The following is a 14,332-nucleotide window of genomic DNA, read 5'->3' on the forward strand; positions in this document are numbered from 1 at the left end:
CCAACTAATTTTAAACCAGCTTTAATAACAGCTCCCATTATATTTCACCTCCTTTTAATTTTAAAAATAAAGTTTAGAAATATTTTTATTTAATTTGAAATTATTTCCAGAATCTTTCTCCAGCTTCCCAGCCTAACCAACTTGCGGCAGTTCCACCAATAATTTTAAGTCCGCCTTTAACAACAGCTCCCATATTTTTTACCTCCTTTCTTTGTTTTTTGTAAAATAATAAAAATTATTTCCAGATCGATTCTCCAATTTCCCAACCTAGATAGCCTGCTGCACCTTTAACAACCCATTTACCGATTTTAGCCATTATAATACACCTTCTTTCTTATATGTATTTTATTATCATTTAATGATAAATTTGTAAAATTACATCTTGTGAAAATAATATTATGATAATACAATGTTGTCAATGGCTTTGTTTAAAAAAACTGATTATTTAGTTAGGTGATTTTATATTTATAAATCTTAATTTTTAAGAAATATAAATTATTAAATAATAGACTAAGGAGTTTATGTATCGTGAAGAAAGAGACAGATGTTAGTTTAAAAGCTTTATGGGAAATTACAACTCCTCCAAAAGTTAAACTTTTTTGGGGGATAGTATTAGGTGTAATTAATTCAGGTTGTTCTTTAATTATACCTTTAATATTAAAAGAGCAAATTGAACAGCTTTCCAAAGGTTTTTCATATGAATTACTAGTTTTAGTATTATTTTTATTAATTGTTGAAATTATTTCAATGTCGTTTTCCTTGTATCTTTTATCTTTGGTGGGACAAAAAGTTGTTCTTAATTTAAGGAAAATAATTTGGAGGAAAATTTTAAACCTTAAAGTTGATTTTTATAGTAAAAATCAACCTGGTGAGATTATCAGTCGTGTTACTAATGATACAACAGTTACTATGAACTTATTATCAAATGAAATTGCTGATTTATTTTCAAGTGGATTATCTATGATTGGTGCTGTTGTTATTTTATTTTTATTAGATGTTCCTATGACTTTAACACTTTTATCTGCTGTTCCAGTTACTTTATTTATAGTTATACCAATTAGTAGGAAAATTTATAAAGTATCTTATGAACAACAAGAGAAAATGTCGGAATTTACAGCGTTACTTTCTCAAGTTCTTGGCGAAATTCGTTTAATAAAATCTTATGGTACAGAGGATTTTGAATTTGAAAGAGGTAAGAAGAAAATAGAAGAATTATATGTAAATGGAATGAAAAGAGCGAAAATAGAAGCTATTTTGATTCCATTGATGACTGTATCAATCACTCTCATTATAGTTGTTGTAGTTGGATTTGGTTCATATAGAGTAAGTGAAGGCTATCTTTCTTCTGGTGAGTTATTAGCATTTATTTTATATTTATTTCAAATTGTAGGACCAGTGGGTGTGATGAGTCGTTTTATTACAAGTGTTCAATCGGCTAAAGGGTCTACGGAAAGAATTTTTAATATTCTAGATGAAGAAGATGAAAAAAATAAAAATGATTTTTTAGAAGAACCTTCATTTGGAACACTAGAATTGAAGGATATTGGTTTTGCTTATGGTGAAAAGAATATTTTTGAAAATATTAATTTAAAAATTATGCCTAATACTGTTACTGCACTTGTAGGCCCTAGTGGAGTTGGGAAAACTACTTTATTTTATTTATTAGAAAGATTTTATGATCCCCTTAAAGGAGAAATTTTATTGGATGGAAAATCTCATTTGAATATAGACCTTGATAAATGGAGATCTATGTTTAGTTATGTTTCACAAGATTGTCCTATATTAGCAGGTACAATTCGTGAAAATATTACATATGGTATTCAAAGAGAAGTTTCTAAAGATGAAATTATAAATGCATCTATTTTGGCAAACTGTCATGAGTTTATAACAAGTTTTTCAGATGGATATGACACTATTTTAGGTGAAAGAGGTATTAATCTTTCAGGAGGTCAAAAACAACGTATATCTATTGCTAGAGCATTTTTAAGAGATACACCATTTTTATTATTAGATGAGGCTACAGCAAATCTTGATACTAATTCAGAAAATATGATTAAGCATGCATTAGATAATCTTATTTATAAAAAAACAACTATAGTGATTGCTCATCGTATTTCTACTATTCAAAACGCTGATCAAATTGTTGTTTTAGATCAGGGTGGGATTTCAGGATTTGGTACGCATGATCAATTAATTAAAAGTAATAAATTATATCAACTTTTATCAAATCAACAAAAAATGACTTCTTAGATAAAAACTAATAAATATAGCTCTTCCTAATTAGGAAGAGCTATATTTATTAGTTTTTATTATTTTTGTACCATGTAAATTTAGTAATAAGATATTGAATACCAAATACTAAGCTGAAAACTATAATGAATTTTAAAATTACTAAGAGCCAGCCGATTGTATTTTCAGGCAACTGATTTCGGTATGTAGTAATACTTATTGCTACAATACAGAAAATAAAAGTATTAACCATTTTTTCTTTTATTTTTTTGTTTAATTGTTCTTTATTGTTAATGTCTGTTTCATAAACTCCAGCTAGAGCGGATCTAATTAAAAAGAATACTATATAACAGATTATAATTGCTAATGTAGCGGCCCATTCTAAAAATGGGCGTTGTAGATATAATCCTCTTATTATGAAATCTATAAAAGCTAAAAATAGGACAACAATTCCAGATTGGGCCCAAATTTTCATTTCAATTTGTTGAATTCTTTCGTCTGAGTGTGTACTAAGTGAAAACCAATTTTTAAGTTTTTCCATTTTAATTTTCCTCCCAAAATAATTTATCTAAACTTTTATCTAATGTTTTAGCTATATGAATGCATAATTTTAAAGAAGGGTTATATTTATTACTTTCAATAAGGCTAATTGTTTGTCGAGTTACATTTACAATATCGGCTAATTCTTGTTGAGTCAGGCCTTTTTCAACTCTTGCAATTTTTATTTTACTTACAGACATTTAATCACCCCTTTATCAACTTTATCTATATATTAAATTAATCAAATTGAAAATGCAACATATATATTACCTTAATTTAAATATATATTACCTTAGGTAATTTATATTTATACTTTTTGAAAATAATGTATATTTATTGTTGTTTATTCCGTCTTAATAATTTATTATTTAAATATAAAAATTAAAAAATAAAGGGGCAAGAAAATGTTACAAAATACGGTTCGTACTCCAAAAAAGAAAAAGAAATGGATAATATTTGGAGTTATAGCGTTAATTATTATTGTTGCTGCTATTAATATTTTTATTATGCAAGGGGAAAAAAAGGGTTCAGTAAAGACAGATTCTGTTAGTTTTGAAAAGGTAACAGAACGTAAGTTTAATAATTCGAAGTTAATTTCTGGTCAGGTAAAGCCTGAGAATATTGAAAGTTTTTATGCTGATCCAACTAAAGGAAAAGTGAAAGATATTGAGGTAAAAGAAGGACAAAAGGTAGAGAAAGGTACGAAATTATTCTCTTATGATAATGAAGAGATTAACCTTCAAATGAAGCAAGCAGAGCTTGATCAGAAGATGGCGGATATGCGTTATGATCAAGGGAAAAAGAAGATTGATTCTTTGAAGAAAGAAATTAAGAAGGCGAAAGATAGCGGAGCTGGGAAAGAAGTAACAGATCCGATGGACGAGCAAGTAAACGAGTTAGAGATAGGACAAAAAACAATTGATCTTGAGAAAGAAAAAGGAAAGTTGCAAAAAGAAGAGTTAAGTAAGAAGCAGAAAGAACTTACGATTTATAGTAATTTTGCTGGTGTTGTTCAAAAGTTAGATAAAGATGCGGCGCAAAGTTCATCTCAAGCCTTAGGTGGTCAAGGAAAAGCGTTTTTACAAGTAGCTTCTAAAGACTTATTCCAAGTTCAAGGTACGTTAACTGAGCTTCAGAAGTCACAAATTCAAAAGGATCAAACAGTCACTGTAACTGCAAAAGCAAATAACAAGAAGAAGTGGACAGGTAAAATTACAGAGGTAAGTGAATTTCCAACAAGTGCAGAGATGGCTCAACCTGGCGGTATGGGTGAAGCGACTCAAAATATGTCTCAGTATACATATAAAGCAAGTCTTGATAGTCAAGATGGTTTATCTCCAGGTTATCATGTTTCTTTGCAAGTAAGTTTAGAGAATAAGACGATGATTGCTGTTTCAAGTAAGAGCATTGTAGAAAAAGGTGATGATGCATTTGTTTATGTTGAGGAAAAAGGGAAGCTTCGTAAACAAAATGTGAAAAAAGGTTCTACTGATGGAGAATGGACAGAGATTGTAGAAGGTGTAACAGTTGGACAAAAGGTGGTTAAAAATCCTTCTGATGACGTGTATGAAGGATTGGAAGTGAAAGAGAAATGATTACGTTAAATAATATTGTTAAAACGTATTATCAAGGGCAGTTGGCTGTACCAATTTTGCATGATATTAGTATAACGATTCAGAGTGGGGAATTTGTTTCGATTATGGGACCGTCTGGTTCTGGTAAGTCAACACTTATGAATATTATTGGTTGTTTAGATCGTCCAACGGAAGGCAAATATATGCTGAATGATGTGAATATCTTAACAGCAGATGAATCAAAGCTTGCCTTAATTCGTAATGAGTATATTGGATTTGTATTCCAGCATTTTAATTTACTTCCGCGTCTTTCTGCGGTGGAAAATGTTGAACTTCCGCTTGTATATGGTGGCGTGAAGAAAACGGAACGCCGTAAGCGTGCTTTAGAAGCGCTTGGTAAAGTAGGGTTAGCTGATCGTGTTCATCATTTACCGAATGAGTTATCAGGGGGGCAAAAGCAACGTGTAGCGATTGCTAGGGCAATTGCAAATAATCCAACGTTTATTATGGCTGATGAGCCAACTGGTGCATTAGATACGAAGTCTGGTGAGCAAGTTATGGATATTTTTACGAAGCTTAATGCAGAAGGTACGACGATTGTTATGGTTACGCACGAAGAAGAAGTTGCAGCTTATTCTTCTCGTCGGATTGTATTACGAGACGGGGTAATTACAGAAGATAGAAGGTGTGCAGTATGAGTTTATTAGATAGTCTAAAAATTGCTTTATCTTCTATATTAGCTCATAAGTTACGTTCAGCTCTTACAATGCTTGGTATTATTATTGGTGTTGGTTCTATTATTACTGTTGTTGCAATTGGACAAGGTGGAGAAATGTCGTTGAAATCTGAGTTTTCAGGTTCGGGAAATAATACAGTCCCTATTCAATTTAAAGAAGATATGAATGAACCTCTGTCAATAGGTGAAAGGCCGCAAATAACAGATGAAGACCTTTTCGAAATCAAAAAAATCCCAGAAATTAAACATGTTATAACTACTAATTCAAGTATGGAACCTCTTAATTTGAATGAAAAAAAAGATATGGTAAGTGTTATAGGGCTTGATAGTGAATATTTCGAAGTAAATCAAATAAAAGTAAAAAAAGGTAGATCTTTAAATAAATTTGATGTTGAACAAGGCAGTAATGTGGTGATGATTAGTACAGATGTAAAAGATATTTTTTACCCAAAAGAAAATCCCGTTGGTAAGATTATTGAAATTAGAGGTCAGCCTTTACAAATTATTGGTATTTATAAATCTGATAATGGTTTTATGGGTATGAGTATTCCAGAATTATTAATTCCAATTTCTATTTGGCCAACAATATATGGGAAAAGTGAAATTCAAAATATTGTTGTTCAAGCAGAGACGTCTGATCAGCTTGAAATAGCTGGAAAAAAAGCAGTCGATGTATTAAATAATCGTAAATCAAATGATATCTCTGGAAAATATGAAATTATGGATCTTAAAAAATTACAAGAAGGTCTTTCACAATTAACAAAAATCATGACTATGGTTATTAGTGGAGTAGCGGGTATTTCATTAGTTGTTGGTGGTATTGGTGTAATGAATATTATGCTTGTATCAGTTACAGAGCGTACACGTGAAATTGGCGTTAGAAAAGCACTTGGAGCGACACGTAGTAAAATTTTATTACAATTTTTAATCGAAGCGGTTATGTTAACACTTCTTGGTGGATTAATAGGAATTGCCCTTGGTTATAGTGGAGCTTATATTGTTTCTAAGATTGCAGGATGGCCTCCTCTTGTTTCATGGGAAGTTGTTGTTGGTGGAGTATTATTTTCTATGACTCTTGGTATTATTTTTGGATTAATTCCAGCAAATAAAGCTGCGAAACTAGATCCTATTGAATCATTACGTTATGAATAGATATGCAATTATGCATATCTATTTTTTTATGGTTATTAATATTTAAAAACCTTATATTAATATATTTTGTTTTTTAAATATTAATATAAGGTTTGAAAATTACTAATAAGATTATCTCAGTTTTGTACTTACCAAAAAAGGTAAGTATAAAATTCCTTTAAAGTATTGATATCATTGACTTTTTTATTACTCTACCATCAATATATAAAAAACAATTAATAATTTATAATAATTGATTGTTTTTTTATATTGTATAAGTATTTATAGAGATGTGATAAAATTAAAAACAAAAAAACCCTCGAAGTTTGGCGACAGAAAGGGTTTTTTGTTAAAGCGAATAGAGGTTGAAAAATCAAACTCTTATTTATTAATTTTATATAATAATATCTTATCATTGGAGTTTGTTTTCCTCAACCATTAAGGAGAGGAAAAAATGAGTAAAATTGTAAATATTGATAGTTCAGAACGAAAAGCAAAGATTAAAGAGAATAAAGTTGAAGATTTTTTAGAACAAGCTAATATAGGTTTAACAACTGAACAACAACAAATGTTATTACAGATTTTACATAGTACAACAGGTGACGATTATTTTATCGGTAAAAAGAAAAAACGGACTGATGGGGTGAAGTTCGTGCAAATGATTACAGAGAATATTGATTATTTATGTGAAATTGGTTATTTGACTCAACCAGAGAAAGCTTTGTTATTTGAACTTTCAAGGTTTTTAGAGTTTAAATCAAATGTTATTGTTGAAAGAAATGATGAAGAATTGAAGCCTAATGCAGCTTCTCCAAGTTATTTAGCAAAAAAATTAGGAAAAACAAGAACTTCTATTTCTAAAATTATGAATGACTTACTTGTAAAAGGGATTTTAGGTGTTGCAGAAACTGGGATAACAACTGAAGATGGACGATCATGTTCGTCACGTACTTGGTTTGTTAATCCTAATATATTATGTAATGCGCCAAAAGATGATATCGATAGAGCAACACAACAAATATTTGCAAAATCATTAAGAAATATTCAAATAGAAGGAAGTAAAAAAAGGCATAAATTGCCAATATATTTATTTTAAAAAAGTGTAATTAACTGTTGCACTTTTTTTTTTATTTGTTCTTGTTAAAAAATAGGTGTTAATTTTTTTTAACACAGGTGTTAAAAAAAATTAACACCCCGAACACTTTAAACCCTTGGTATTCCTCATTTTTTTTTTTTCTCTTATCTCACTCTATATATAAGAGCTAATTCCGTAAGGAATAGATTTATTCTTATGTAACTTTTTTTCTAGTACATAGAATTTTGCTTTTACACTATAAATAAGCTTCTACCACAAAATTAACATTTTATGAGTATAAGAATATCTTTTAATATTCAATATAACGTAAAATCTATATAGCTAAAATAATTAAATTTTATAAGTAAAAAGTTAATTATTGATTTTAAGCAACAATTAAGGAGTTTATTTTATGAAAAAGTTCATAAATTTAGAACAAGCTGAAAAGAATGCAAGATTAAGAGAAATCGAGAATTCTAAAATATTGTCAGAAGAAGAAATGCAATTAGCAAATCAACTTCAAGCAAAGGCTAGTTCAAGAGGAATGAAATTAATTCCTGAAAAAAAAGTAAAAAATAAAGCGAAATTTGTCCAATTACTACAGTTAAATTGGGAATATTTAAGAAAACAAAATTATATGACTAGTGAAGAAAAGATTTTTTTACTTGATATTCAAGCTCACATAGGGCTTCATTCAAATGCAATTGTTGATGATATTACTAAAAAATATGCTTCTCCATTAAATATTACTCAAATAGGGAAAATACTTGAGACAAGTAGAACAAAAGTGAGTAGAATTATTAATAGTCTTGTTAAAAAAGGTATATTAGCTAAAGCTGAATCTGGTATTGAAGGTAATAATGCAAAAGCTTATGTTATTTATATTAATCCCAATATTATTTATGCTGGAAACCGAGATGACGTTCAAGGAGCTTTAGTAACTATGTTTAAAAAAGCTATGAATAACAAAATACTTAAAAATTTACCTAATAAATTATTTTAAAAAGAACTATTGACTAGTTCTTTTTTTTTGATTTTTTATTTTTCGTCCGTATCAAATCTGATACGGAAGTGTATCAAATCTGATACGGACGAAAAAACTTGAAACCCTTGATATTACTGTGTTTTTTTAACTTTAAAATACTTGTACTTCTCACTCTATATATTAATAAGGCTAAAAATTCCGCAAGGAACAGGTAGTATTTTTAAGAAACCCCGCTTAAAAATCTCCACCTTTGTTAGAAAAAAGTCGCCTCGTTAATCCTCGGCTAAAGTCGAAGACTTTTCTTTTTCCTAACATCCTTGCGGAATTTTTTTTGGCTCGTTTACTTTCATCGCCAAGCCGATAAACTCAAAAGTGGGATTTAGGCATATCGGCTTGAGCTATTCATTATACGAGCCAAACCGCTTGATTTAACGTTCTTTAATGAATTCTTACTCTATTTTTAGATACGCAATACGTGGGGTCCCCCCACACCCCGGCCAGCCTCTACCTCAAAAGTAGGGGGAAGATCAAAAACCACTTACGATAAATAAGTGGTTACTGTGGAAGTGGTTTCTCTCGTTGAGATTCATAGGAATCATTGAAATTTAAACGTCTAAATAGATTTGTATTCCGGATTTTAATATTTTTTGGATCAATCATAGATTGCCATGGTTGTAAGTTCTTTTTATTTTCTCTAAGTTTAGTAATTTTACTTATAACATTGTTTAATTCACGCTCATGATTTTCATTCATCACAATAAAAGTAAAGCTTGTTATCACTGTTGGAAAACAAATTTTTAATAAAAATTCAATATGATAGATATCAGAGATTAGGTTATTAATTGTGATATAAGATGTTCCTGGTATTGGGATAATATTTGCTACGATTCGTAAGGATTCTTTTTGATCATTAATAAGTAATTTAAGAGAACAACGTGTAGTAAGGATTTTAAAGAGTTCATCGATAAATGTAATGAGTACATGAAGCTGAGTTTCAGGTGTTTCTTCATTGATTAACCACAATCCCCTATTTTCTTGTTTTGTCTTTATGAGAAAGTCTGTTACAAATTCCATATCAAGATTTTTAGGTATTTTATTGTTTGGGAAGTATTCTCCAAAGTAACGTGTATCTTTTTCTTGTATTGGGTGAATTGCGAAAAAGGGTTCTGTATGTAATAGATAATAATGCTCGTGAGAGCAAAGTAATGCGGTTAATAATATTGGATCTGTATATTGTTTATTTAATTCTAGATAGTCTTCCATACGGGTAAAGTGACGGAAGAGTACATTTTCTCCAGGTGCAATTGGTAACACCTTTTTTTCTTGGCCAAAATAATAGTAAGCACGATAAGATAAATAAATATATTCGGCACCATAAAAGGATTTAGAACCAATTAATAGTTTATCTTCTAACTCTTTTAATTTTGCATAACCAAGTGTTCTAGACTTATTCTTTTTCCCTTTTTGGTAGCCAAATAGGTCCAAAAATTGAGATTTTAACATGTAGGGCTGATGATGGAGCATAAATGTAAATAGATTATGATAATGCTTCATGATGAATAAATGTAATTCATCACTTAATTTTCTCTTATGTGGATCTTTTTGAATGTCATGTAAGTTTAAGATATAGGGTGCATTCGTATTATTCATAATTTCATGTACTGTATAAAAAGTAGGTGGAACGATAAATGTTGGTTGTATTGCCATGTTTTCTCCTCCTATAGTTGTTCATACCCGGATAAAAATGTTTTCGCAAATTCTTGTTTTTGTTGAATATCAATCTCCTTATAGTTACGTGTTGTAACTTCTATGGCAATATAACCGTCATGCACTTCGCTATAGACGGCTCCATCGGGCGTTGGTTGGAATTTTCCTTGCGGATGGGACTCTACTATTCTTTTTTTAAAATCGTCGTATCTGGGGTCTTTCTGGGCCTCTGAATGCAATTGTTTTTCTGTTTTCCATGTTTCTCTTGTTTCTTTAGGTAAAGAAATATACTTTTCAGAGAGACGAATATCATGTTTAGCGTTATTTATACCGGTTTTATATTGATATTCTTTACCTTCTTTTTTAAACTTTTCTATTCCCTTTTCTCCTAGAACAATCTTTCCTGTTCGCTCTTCTAAATAGCCGCTATGACAAAGTTTTTTCAGGCGATCTCCTTTGATGTTATATTCTCTTTCCATTTGCTCTCTGGTAGCTGTTCCAGTTTTCCAAAGCATATCCATGCCTTCGACTTCTTTTGTTTTTAGAATCCTTATATGTTTTCGTGGTGCGGCCATAGGGATGCCTCCTGTCTTTGTAATATTTCTGTATTTGATTATTTGGGAATCCATAGCGAAGCTATGTGTATTTGCTATGTGACCATGTGTACATTTACACATGGTTTGCTTTTTGTATTAAATAAACATTTGTTTAAAAATGTTTATTTAATTTCATTCAAAATGTGATGCGAAGCATGACATTTTGATCAAACAAATAAAAATGCCGAAGTGCAATTTTATTTGTCTTTTTCTAGGAAGCGTGAGCTGATCTAGAAAAAGACTCTGGACAGATGCGAAGCGTTCTGGCCAGGAAGTCCCGCAGGGCAAAATTCGCCTGAAGACCATTCACTCGGCTTGCCGAGCTTGTTTTTGGTTCAAGCGCAGCGCGAAGCAAAAATGAATGCGTCTGACCGCAGGCATGAAAAAGCGTTAGCTTTTATCATGCCAAGGCAGGCGGATTTTGCCCTGCTTGAGTCTCGCCGGACTACGGACGGCGAGACGATCCGTCAGATGCTCTTGATCTTCCCGGTTTAAAGCCGTTAAGGCGATAAACCGGGCTCCCCGTAGGGGAGAATATGTACTTGAGTATTTATGATATGTTATAGATATATAATATAATTAAAATTATATTATATATCTGAGTATTGTTAAAATGATTGATAGAAAAAAATTCTGTTATGATGATAAGATAGAGATGTCATAACAGTTATAACTGTTATGACGAAGGTTTAATATTAAAAGAGGGGGTTATAACTGTTATGACTTCTGTTGTTTATGAGAGTGTAAATCAAATTGCAAAGAGATTAAGGGTGTCGCCCTCTACAGTTAAGAAATATTATTTGTTGATTGAGAGTTATAACTGTTATGTTTTTAAACGTGATGAGCAAGGACGAGTTATATTTAGTGACTATGATTTAAGATTATTACAAAGATTAATAGAATTAAAAAACATGCCGCAAGTTACATTAGAAGAAGCCTGTAAACTTCTTTTAGAGGAAGAAGGATTAAAGAATAGAGAGACAGTTATGACTGTTATAACTCCTGAAGATAGTGATTTGAAGGCGTTATTACATGAGTTGAAAAGTACAGTTGAAATACAGCAAAAACAGTTACAAACGCAGAGTGAGCAAATAAATCAATTAACAAATTTATTAGAATCACAGCAAAAATTATTAGTGGATTCCAATACTGTTGAAAAGAAACAAATTAATGATCGAGATAAAGCAGTTATAACGGTTATGCGAGAACTTCAAGAAGTAAAACAAATGATTGCAGCTAATAATGAGAAGAAATGGTATCAATTTTGGAAGTAAAGATCAGAGTCTGAAGCGTTTATGCCGCGAAAGTCGCTTTACTATGAGGGGCACCCTCATGCAAACTCACCAGAGGTGGCCCCAGAAGGGCGGTTTTTGCCCGCTGGGGTTATCTTTGGGAGTTTGAGGGTGTAGAGGCTCGTAGTCAAGTGAACCGTGGAATAAAAAGTGTAGGACGGTTCCCCAGATTAGGGCAAAAATCAAGTGTTTTGGGTAAAAGTTCTAATGTCGGAAAAAGAAGAATAGAAATATAGCATACATAGAATAAGGGAATGCAGTATAGATCAGTCTACAAGCATTCCCTTGTTATGAAGATTTTTTATTTGTTTTATTTTATTATACGGAATAAAGAATTTACATTTTATTTCATTTATGGTATTATTTTTAATATATAAGCAATAAGGGAGGGAAATATATGGGAGCGATGTTAAATCGTTTATTAAATCGTGTATGGAATTCCAAATAAAAATATATATTTTAAGAGGAATGCTTATTAGCATCCCTCTTTTTTAAATTATTTGAATACTAGTTAAATGTAGAATATATCAAGTATGTTATCTTTTTCTTCTTTATTAATTCCAATATATTTAAGTGTAATTTGTGGAGTACTATGATTGAGTATGTCTTGTAACATAGCTACATCTTTTGTTTGTTTATAGAACCAATAGCCGAAGGTTTTGCGCATGGTGTGGGTACCAATGGATTCTACACTGGCAAATTCTCCGGCTTTTTGCAATTGTCGATAAGCCTGAATCTTACTAATGGGTTGCTCTCCTTTTCTAGAAGGGAATAACCAGATGTTTTTTAGTGTTTGGGCATAAGAGTATACTTCATCAAAAATAGAAGTAAGATTAATCATGCGTTCTTTCTTCGTTTTTCCTTCTTTAATCTTAAATTCTTTTCTCTTTTTTCGTTTTAGTTTTACTATGGTTTGTGTTTCAATTTGGAGTAGATCACTGACACGTAATCCGGTATGAATGCCAACAAGAAAGAGAATATAGTCTCGTTCGGAACAATGACGTTTAAGGGCCCATTTCATATCTTCGATCTGTTCTTTGTTACGGATAGGTTGGACATCAATGAGATGTGGTTTTTTATTCATGGATTTTTGACCTCTTATTTTATAGTGTTTTGAATGTATACTTTTGTTATATAAATTGAGGATATCAAGAGAATTGTTGAGAAGTCAATGTTTAAGGAGAAATGAATGTAAACTAATATTTAAAAGTTTACATTTGTTCCAGTAAAGATTTTTTTATTGTGTTTTAATTTAATTAAAAATTTTATATTTAACAATATGGATTGAATCTGTATTTAGAAAAATTTTCAGAGAAAGAAAGGCAATGATTATATCTTTTTATAATGGGGAATTTAATAAAAGACTAGAATGATTGTTGAAGAGATTATATGCTAATATTATTATTAAAAATAAATAAGATTTATTAATATAGAGGTGAAAAAATGAAAACTAATTTTTCTAAAAATAAAACGAGAAGTAATATACTATTTTATGGTCCATCAGCTTTAGCTATGTTGATATTTTCGATAAACTTTTATTTTAATGATAAGGTTATATATATGTTTGTATTCCTGTTTTTATGCATTTTATGTATCATTCAAACTATTCGTTATTATAAAAAGCTATTATTTTTTAAAAATAAATAATAGCTTTTTATAATTTGAATGCAAATAAATGTATGCGTTAACAATTAAAAGTAGAAAAATTAATGTTATATAAAAAACAGAAAAAACATTATCATATATTTACATTTAAGTAATTATATGTTATTACTATATAAGGATATCCTATAATCTTTATATTAAATTTTTAAATTAAGGGGTGTTTATTAATGGTTCGTGTAGGTCTTATGCTTGTTAATTGGATTCTTCCAATGGGTGGAAGTTCTCGTAACTAATCTTTTTTAAATTTATATAAAAGAGGTGATAATTATGTCAGCATGGCGTGAACTTGGTCGTACAATCGGTAGTTGGTTTAAATAATATCTAATTATTTAGTTAAGTATTGGAGGAGGTGAATGTTAAATGTGGATTAATTATATGGAATTTTATAAGGGCCTTATTGAAGGATATACTGGTAAGAGAATTAAATAATTTTAATTTCTTATTATTTATATTTATAAATAAAAAAACCAACTTAAAAATTAAGTTGGTTTTTTATTTATTATCTGAAAAGTTTTTCTAAACCGTAAACTGCGCCACCACTTAATGCGCCGCCACCTAAAACTTTAAGTCCACCTTTAATAAGTGCTCCCATTATATTTCATCTCCTTTCCTATTTAGTTATTTAATTATTATTTATTAACCGAAGTATTTTTTTAAACCACCGTATGTAAAACCGCCAGCAGCTCCGCCACCAACTAATTTTAAACCAGCTTTAATAACAGCTCCCATTATATTTCACCTCCTTTTAATTTTAAAAATAAAGTTTAGAAATATTTTTATTTAATTTGAAATTATTTCCAGA

Annotated in this window: 16 protein-coding genes; 7 read left to right on the top strand and 9 right to left on the bottom strand. The window is 30.2% G+C overall.

The genetic code is table 11. From position 1 onward, the window contains the following. Window positions 1-100: 100 nt before the first annotated feature. Both ACTFR8_RS30090 and ACTFR8_RS30095 read right to left on the bottom strand, forming a co-directional pair. Window positions 101-193, bottom strand: coding sequence for a GatA family leaderless bacteriocin (locus ACTFR8_RS30090; protein ID WP_000501479.1), 93 nt, complete (start codon window positions 191-193; stop codon window positions 101-103). Window positions 194-235: 42 nt separating this feature from the next. Continuing rightward, entirely contained in the window at window positions 236-316 is an 81-nt protein-coding gene (locus tag ACTFR8_RS30095) for a GatA family leaderless bacteriocin (RefSeq protein WP_197535826.1), read from the bottom strand. Window positions 317-528: 212 nt separating this feature from the next. Here ACTFR8_RS30095 and ACTFR8_RS30100 point away from each other — a divergent pair, with 212 nt between their 5' ends. Next, window positions 529-2,250: an ABC transporter ATP-binding protein gene (locus tag ACTFR8_RS30100; protein ID WP_074625396.1), complete on the top strand. Its 1,722-nt coding sequence runs from the start codon at window positions 529-531 to the stop codon at window positions 2,248-2,250. A gap of 49 nt (window positions 2,251-2,299) precedes the next feature. On the opposite strand, the gene ACTFR8_RS30105 is transcribed toward ACTFR8_RS30100, so the two are convergent. Beyond that, window positions 2,300-2,770, bottom strand: a complete 471-nt coding sequence (locus tag ACTFR8_RS30105; protein WP_025689823.1) for a DUF6773 family protein — start codon at window positions 2,768-2,770, stop codon at window positions 2,300-2,302. A 1-nt stretch (window position 2,771) separates the two neighbouring features. Then, entirely contained in the window at window positions 2,772-2,969 is a 198-nt protein-coding gene (locus tag ACTFR8_RS30110; RefSeq protein WP_000116562.1) for a helix-turn-helix transcriptional regulator, read from the bottom strand. Between the two features lie 204 nt (window positions 2,970-3,173). Between ACTFR8_RS30110 and ACTFR8_RS30115 the strand changes: the two genes are divergently transcribed. The 5 genes from ACTFR8_RS30115 (at window position 3,174) to ACTFR8_RS30135 (ending at window position 8,288) form a co-directional block, all read left to right on the top strand. Continuing rightward, complete coding sequence (locus ACTFR8_RS30115) at window positions 3,174-4,364, top strand: efflux RND transporter periplasmic adaptor subunit (protein WP_074625397.1); 1,191 nt, start codon at window positions 3,174-3,176, stop codon at window positions 4,362-4,364. Then, a complete protein-coding gene (locus ACTFR8_RS30120; protein ID WP_000631637.1) occupies window positions 4,361-5,041 on the top strand; it encodes an ABC transporter ATP-binding protein in 681 nt (226 codons plus the stop codon). The genes ACTFR8_RS30115 and ACTFR8_RS30120 overlap by 4 nt, the downstream gene beginning before the upstream one ends. Continuing rightward, window positions 5,038-6,231 carry an ABC transporter permease gene (locus tag ACTFR8_RS30125; protein WP_440028999.1) on the top strand — a complete coding sequence of 398 codons (1,194 nt, stop codon included), beginning with the start codon at window positions 5,038-5,040 and terminating at the stop codon, window positions 6,229-6,231. Before ACTFR8_RS30120 ends, ACTFR8_RS30125 begins: the two co-directional genes overlap by 4 nt. A 433-nt stretch (window positions 6,232-6,664) precedes the next feature. Continuing rightward, window positions 6,665-7,306, top strand: a complete 642-nt coding sequence (locus tag ACTFR8_RS30130; RefSeq protein ID WP_074625398.1) for a MarR family transcriptional regulator — start codon at window positions 6,665-6,667, stop codon at window positions 7,304-7,306. A 391-nt stretch (window positions 7,307-7,697) separates the two neighbouring features. Continuing rightward, entirely contained in the window at window positions 7,698-8,288 is a 591-nt protein-coding gene (locus tag ACTFR8_RS30135) for a MarR family transcriptional regulator (protein WP_074625399.1), read from the top strand. Between the two features lie 537 nt (window positions 8,289-8,825). On the opposite strand, the gene ACTFR8_RS30140 is transcribed toward ACTFR8_RS30135, so the two are convergent. After that, window positions 8,826-9,977 carry a hypothetical protein gene (locus ACTFR8_RS30140; protein ID WP_074625400.1) on the bottom strand — a complete coding sequence of 384 codons (1,152 nt, stop codon included), beginning with the start codon at window positions 9,975-9,977 and terminating at the stop codon, window positions 8,826-8,828. An 11-nt stretch (window positions 9,978-9,988) separates the two neighbouring features. Continuing rightward, window positions 9,989-10,552 (bottom strand): hypothetical protein, encoded by a 564-nt coding sequence (locus tag ACTFR8_RS30145; protein ID WP_074625401.1) that lies wholly within the window; start codon window positions 10,550-10,552, stop codon window positions 9,989-9,991. A 740-nt stretch (window positions 10,553-11,292) separates the two neighbouring features. On the opposite strand from ACTFR8_RS30145, the gene ACTFR8_RS30150 reads away from it, so the two are divergent. After that, the gene (locus ACTFR8_RS30150) at window positions 11,293-11,847 is read left to right on the top strand and encodes a DUF3967 domain-containing protein (protein WP_000205050.1); all 555 of its coding nucleotides are present in this window, start codon (window positions 11,293-11,295) and stop codon (window positions 11,845-11,847) included. Between the two features lie 529 nt (window positions 11,848-12,376). Here ACTFR8_RS30150 and ACTFR8_RS30155 read toward each other — a convergent pair. The 3 genes from ACTFR8_RS30155 to ACTFR8_RS30165 form a co-directional block, all read right to left on the bottom strand. Beyond that, window positions 12,377-12,949, bottom strand: coding sequence for a tyrosine-type recombinase/integrase (locus tag ACTFR8_RS30155; protein ID WP_001035959.1), 573 nt, complete (start codon window positions 12,947-12,949; stop codon window positions 12,377-12,379). 1,080 nt (window positions 12,950-14,029) lie between these two features. Beyond that, on the bottom strand, window positions 14,030-14,122 hold the full coding sequence (locus ACTFR8_RS30160; RefSeq protein ID WP_000501078.1) for a GatB family leaderless bacteriocin: 93 nt from the start codon (window positions 14,120-14,122) through the stop codon (window positions 14,030-14,032). 44 nt (window positions 14,123-14,166) lie between these two features. Further along, window positions 14,167-14,259 (bottom strand): GatB family leaderless bacteriocin, encoded by a 93-nt coding sequence (locus ACTFR8_RS30165; protein WP_197535825.1) that lies wholly within the window; start codon window positions 14,257-14,259, stop codon window positions 14,167-14,169. Window positions 14,260-14,332 lie beyond the last annotated feature (73 nt).

Origin of the sequence: Bacillus cereus group sp. MYBK15-3 (assembly GCF_051916765.1) — a bacterium.
Taxonomy (GTDB): domain Bacteria; phylum Bacillota; class Bacilli; order Bacillales; family Bacillaceae_G; genus Bacillus_A; species Bacillus_A cereus.

Bases quoted from the DNA above. Each gene is read 5' to 3' on its own strand.
- ACTFR8_RS30120 (WP_000631637.1), top strand. From the start codon at position 4,361: ATGATTACGTTAAATAATATTGTTAAAACGTATTATCAAGGGCAGTTG.
- ACTFR8_RS30115 (WP_074625397.1), top strand. From the start codon at position 3,174: ATGTTACAAAATACGGTTCGTACTCCAAAAAAGAAAAAGAAATGGATA.
- ACTFR8_RS30155 (WP_001035959.1), bottom strand. From the start codon at position 12,949: ATGAATAAAAAACCACATCTCATTGATGTCCAACCTATCCGTAACAAA.
- ACTFR8_RS30110 (WP_000116562.1), bottom strand. From the start codon at position 2,969: ATGTCTGTAAGTAAAATAAAAATTGCAAGAGTTGAAAAAGGCCTGACT.
- ACTFR8_RS30165 (WP_197535825.1), bottom strand. From the start codon at position 14,259: ATGGGAGCTGTTATTAAAGCTGGTTTAAAATTAGTTGGTGGCGGAGCT.
- ACTFR8_RS30150 (WP_000205050.1), top strand. From the start codon at position 11,293: ATGACTTCTGTTGTTTATGAGAGTGTAAATCAAATTGCAAAGAGATTA.
- ACTFR8_RS30145 (WP_074625401.1), bottom strand. From the start codon at position 10,552: ATGGCCGCACCACGAAAACATATAAGGATTCTAAAAACAAAAGAAGTC.
- ACTFR8_RS30125 (WP_440028999.1), top strand. From the start codon at position 5,038: ATGAGTTTATTAGATAGTCTAAAAATTGCTTTATCTTCTATATTAGCT.
- ACTFR8_RS30160 (WP_000501078.1), bottom strand. From the start codon at position 14,122: ATGGGAGCACTTATTAAAGGTGGACTTAAAGTTTTAGGTGGCGGCGCA.
- ACTFR8_RS30140 (WP_074625400.1), bottom strand. From the start codon at position 9,977: ATGGCAATACAACCAACATTTATCGTTCCACCTACTTTTTATACAGTA.
- ACTFR8_RS30095 (WP_197535826.1), bottom strand. From the start codon at position 316: ATGGCTAAAATCGGTAAATGGGTTGTTAAAGGTGCAGCAGGCTATCTA.
- ACTFR8_RS30135 (WP_074625399.1), top strand. From the start codon at position 7,698: ATGAAAAAGTTCATAAATTTAGAACAAGCTGAAAAGAATGCAAGATTA.
- ACTFR8_RS30105 (WP_025689823.1), bottom strand. From the start codon at position 2,770: ATGGAAAAACTTAAAAATTGGTTTTCACTTAGTACACACTCAGACGAA.
- ACTFR8_RS30090 (WP_000501479.1), bottom strand. From the start codon at position 193: ATGGGAGCTGTTGTTAAAGGCGGACTTAAAATTATTGGTGGAACTGCC.
- ACTFR8_RS30130 (WP_074625398.1), top strand. From the start codon at position 6,665: ATGAGTAAAATTGTAAATATTGATAGTTCAGAACGAAAAGCAAAGATT.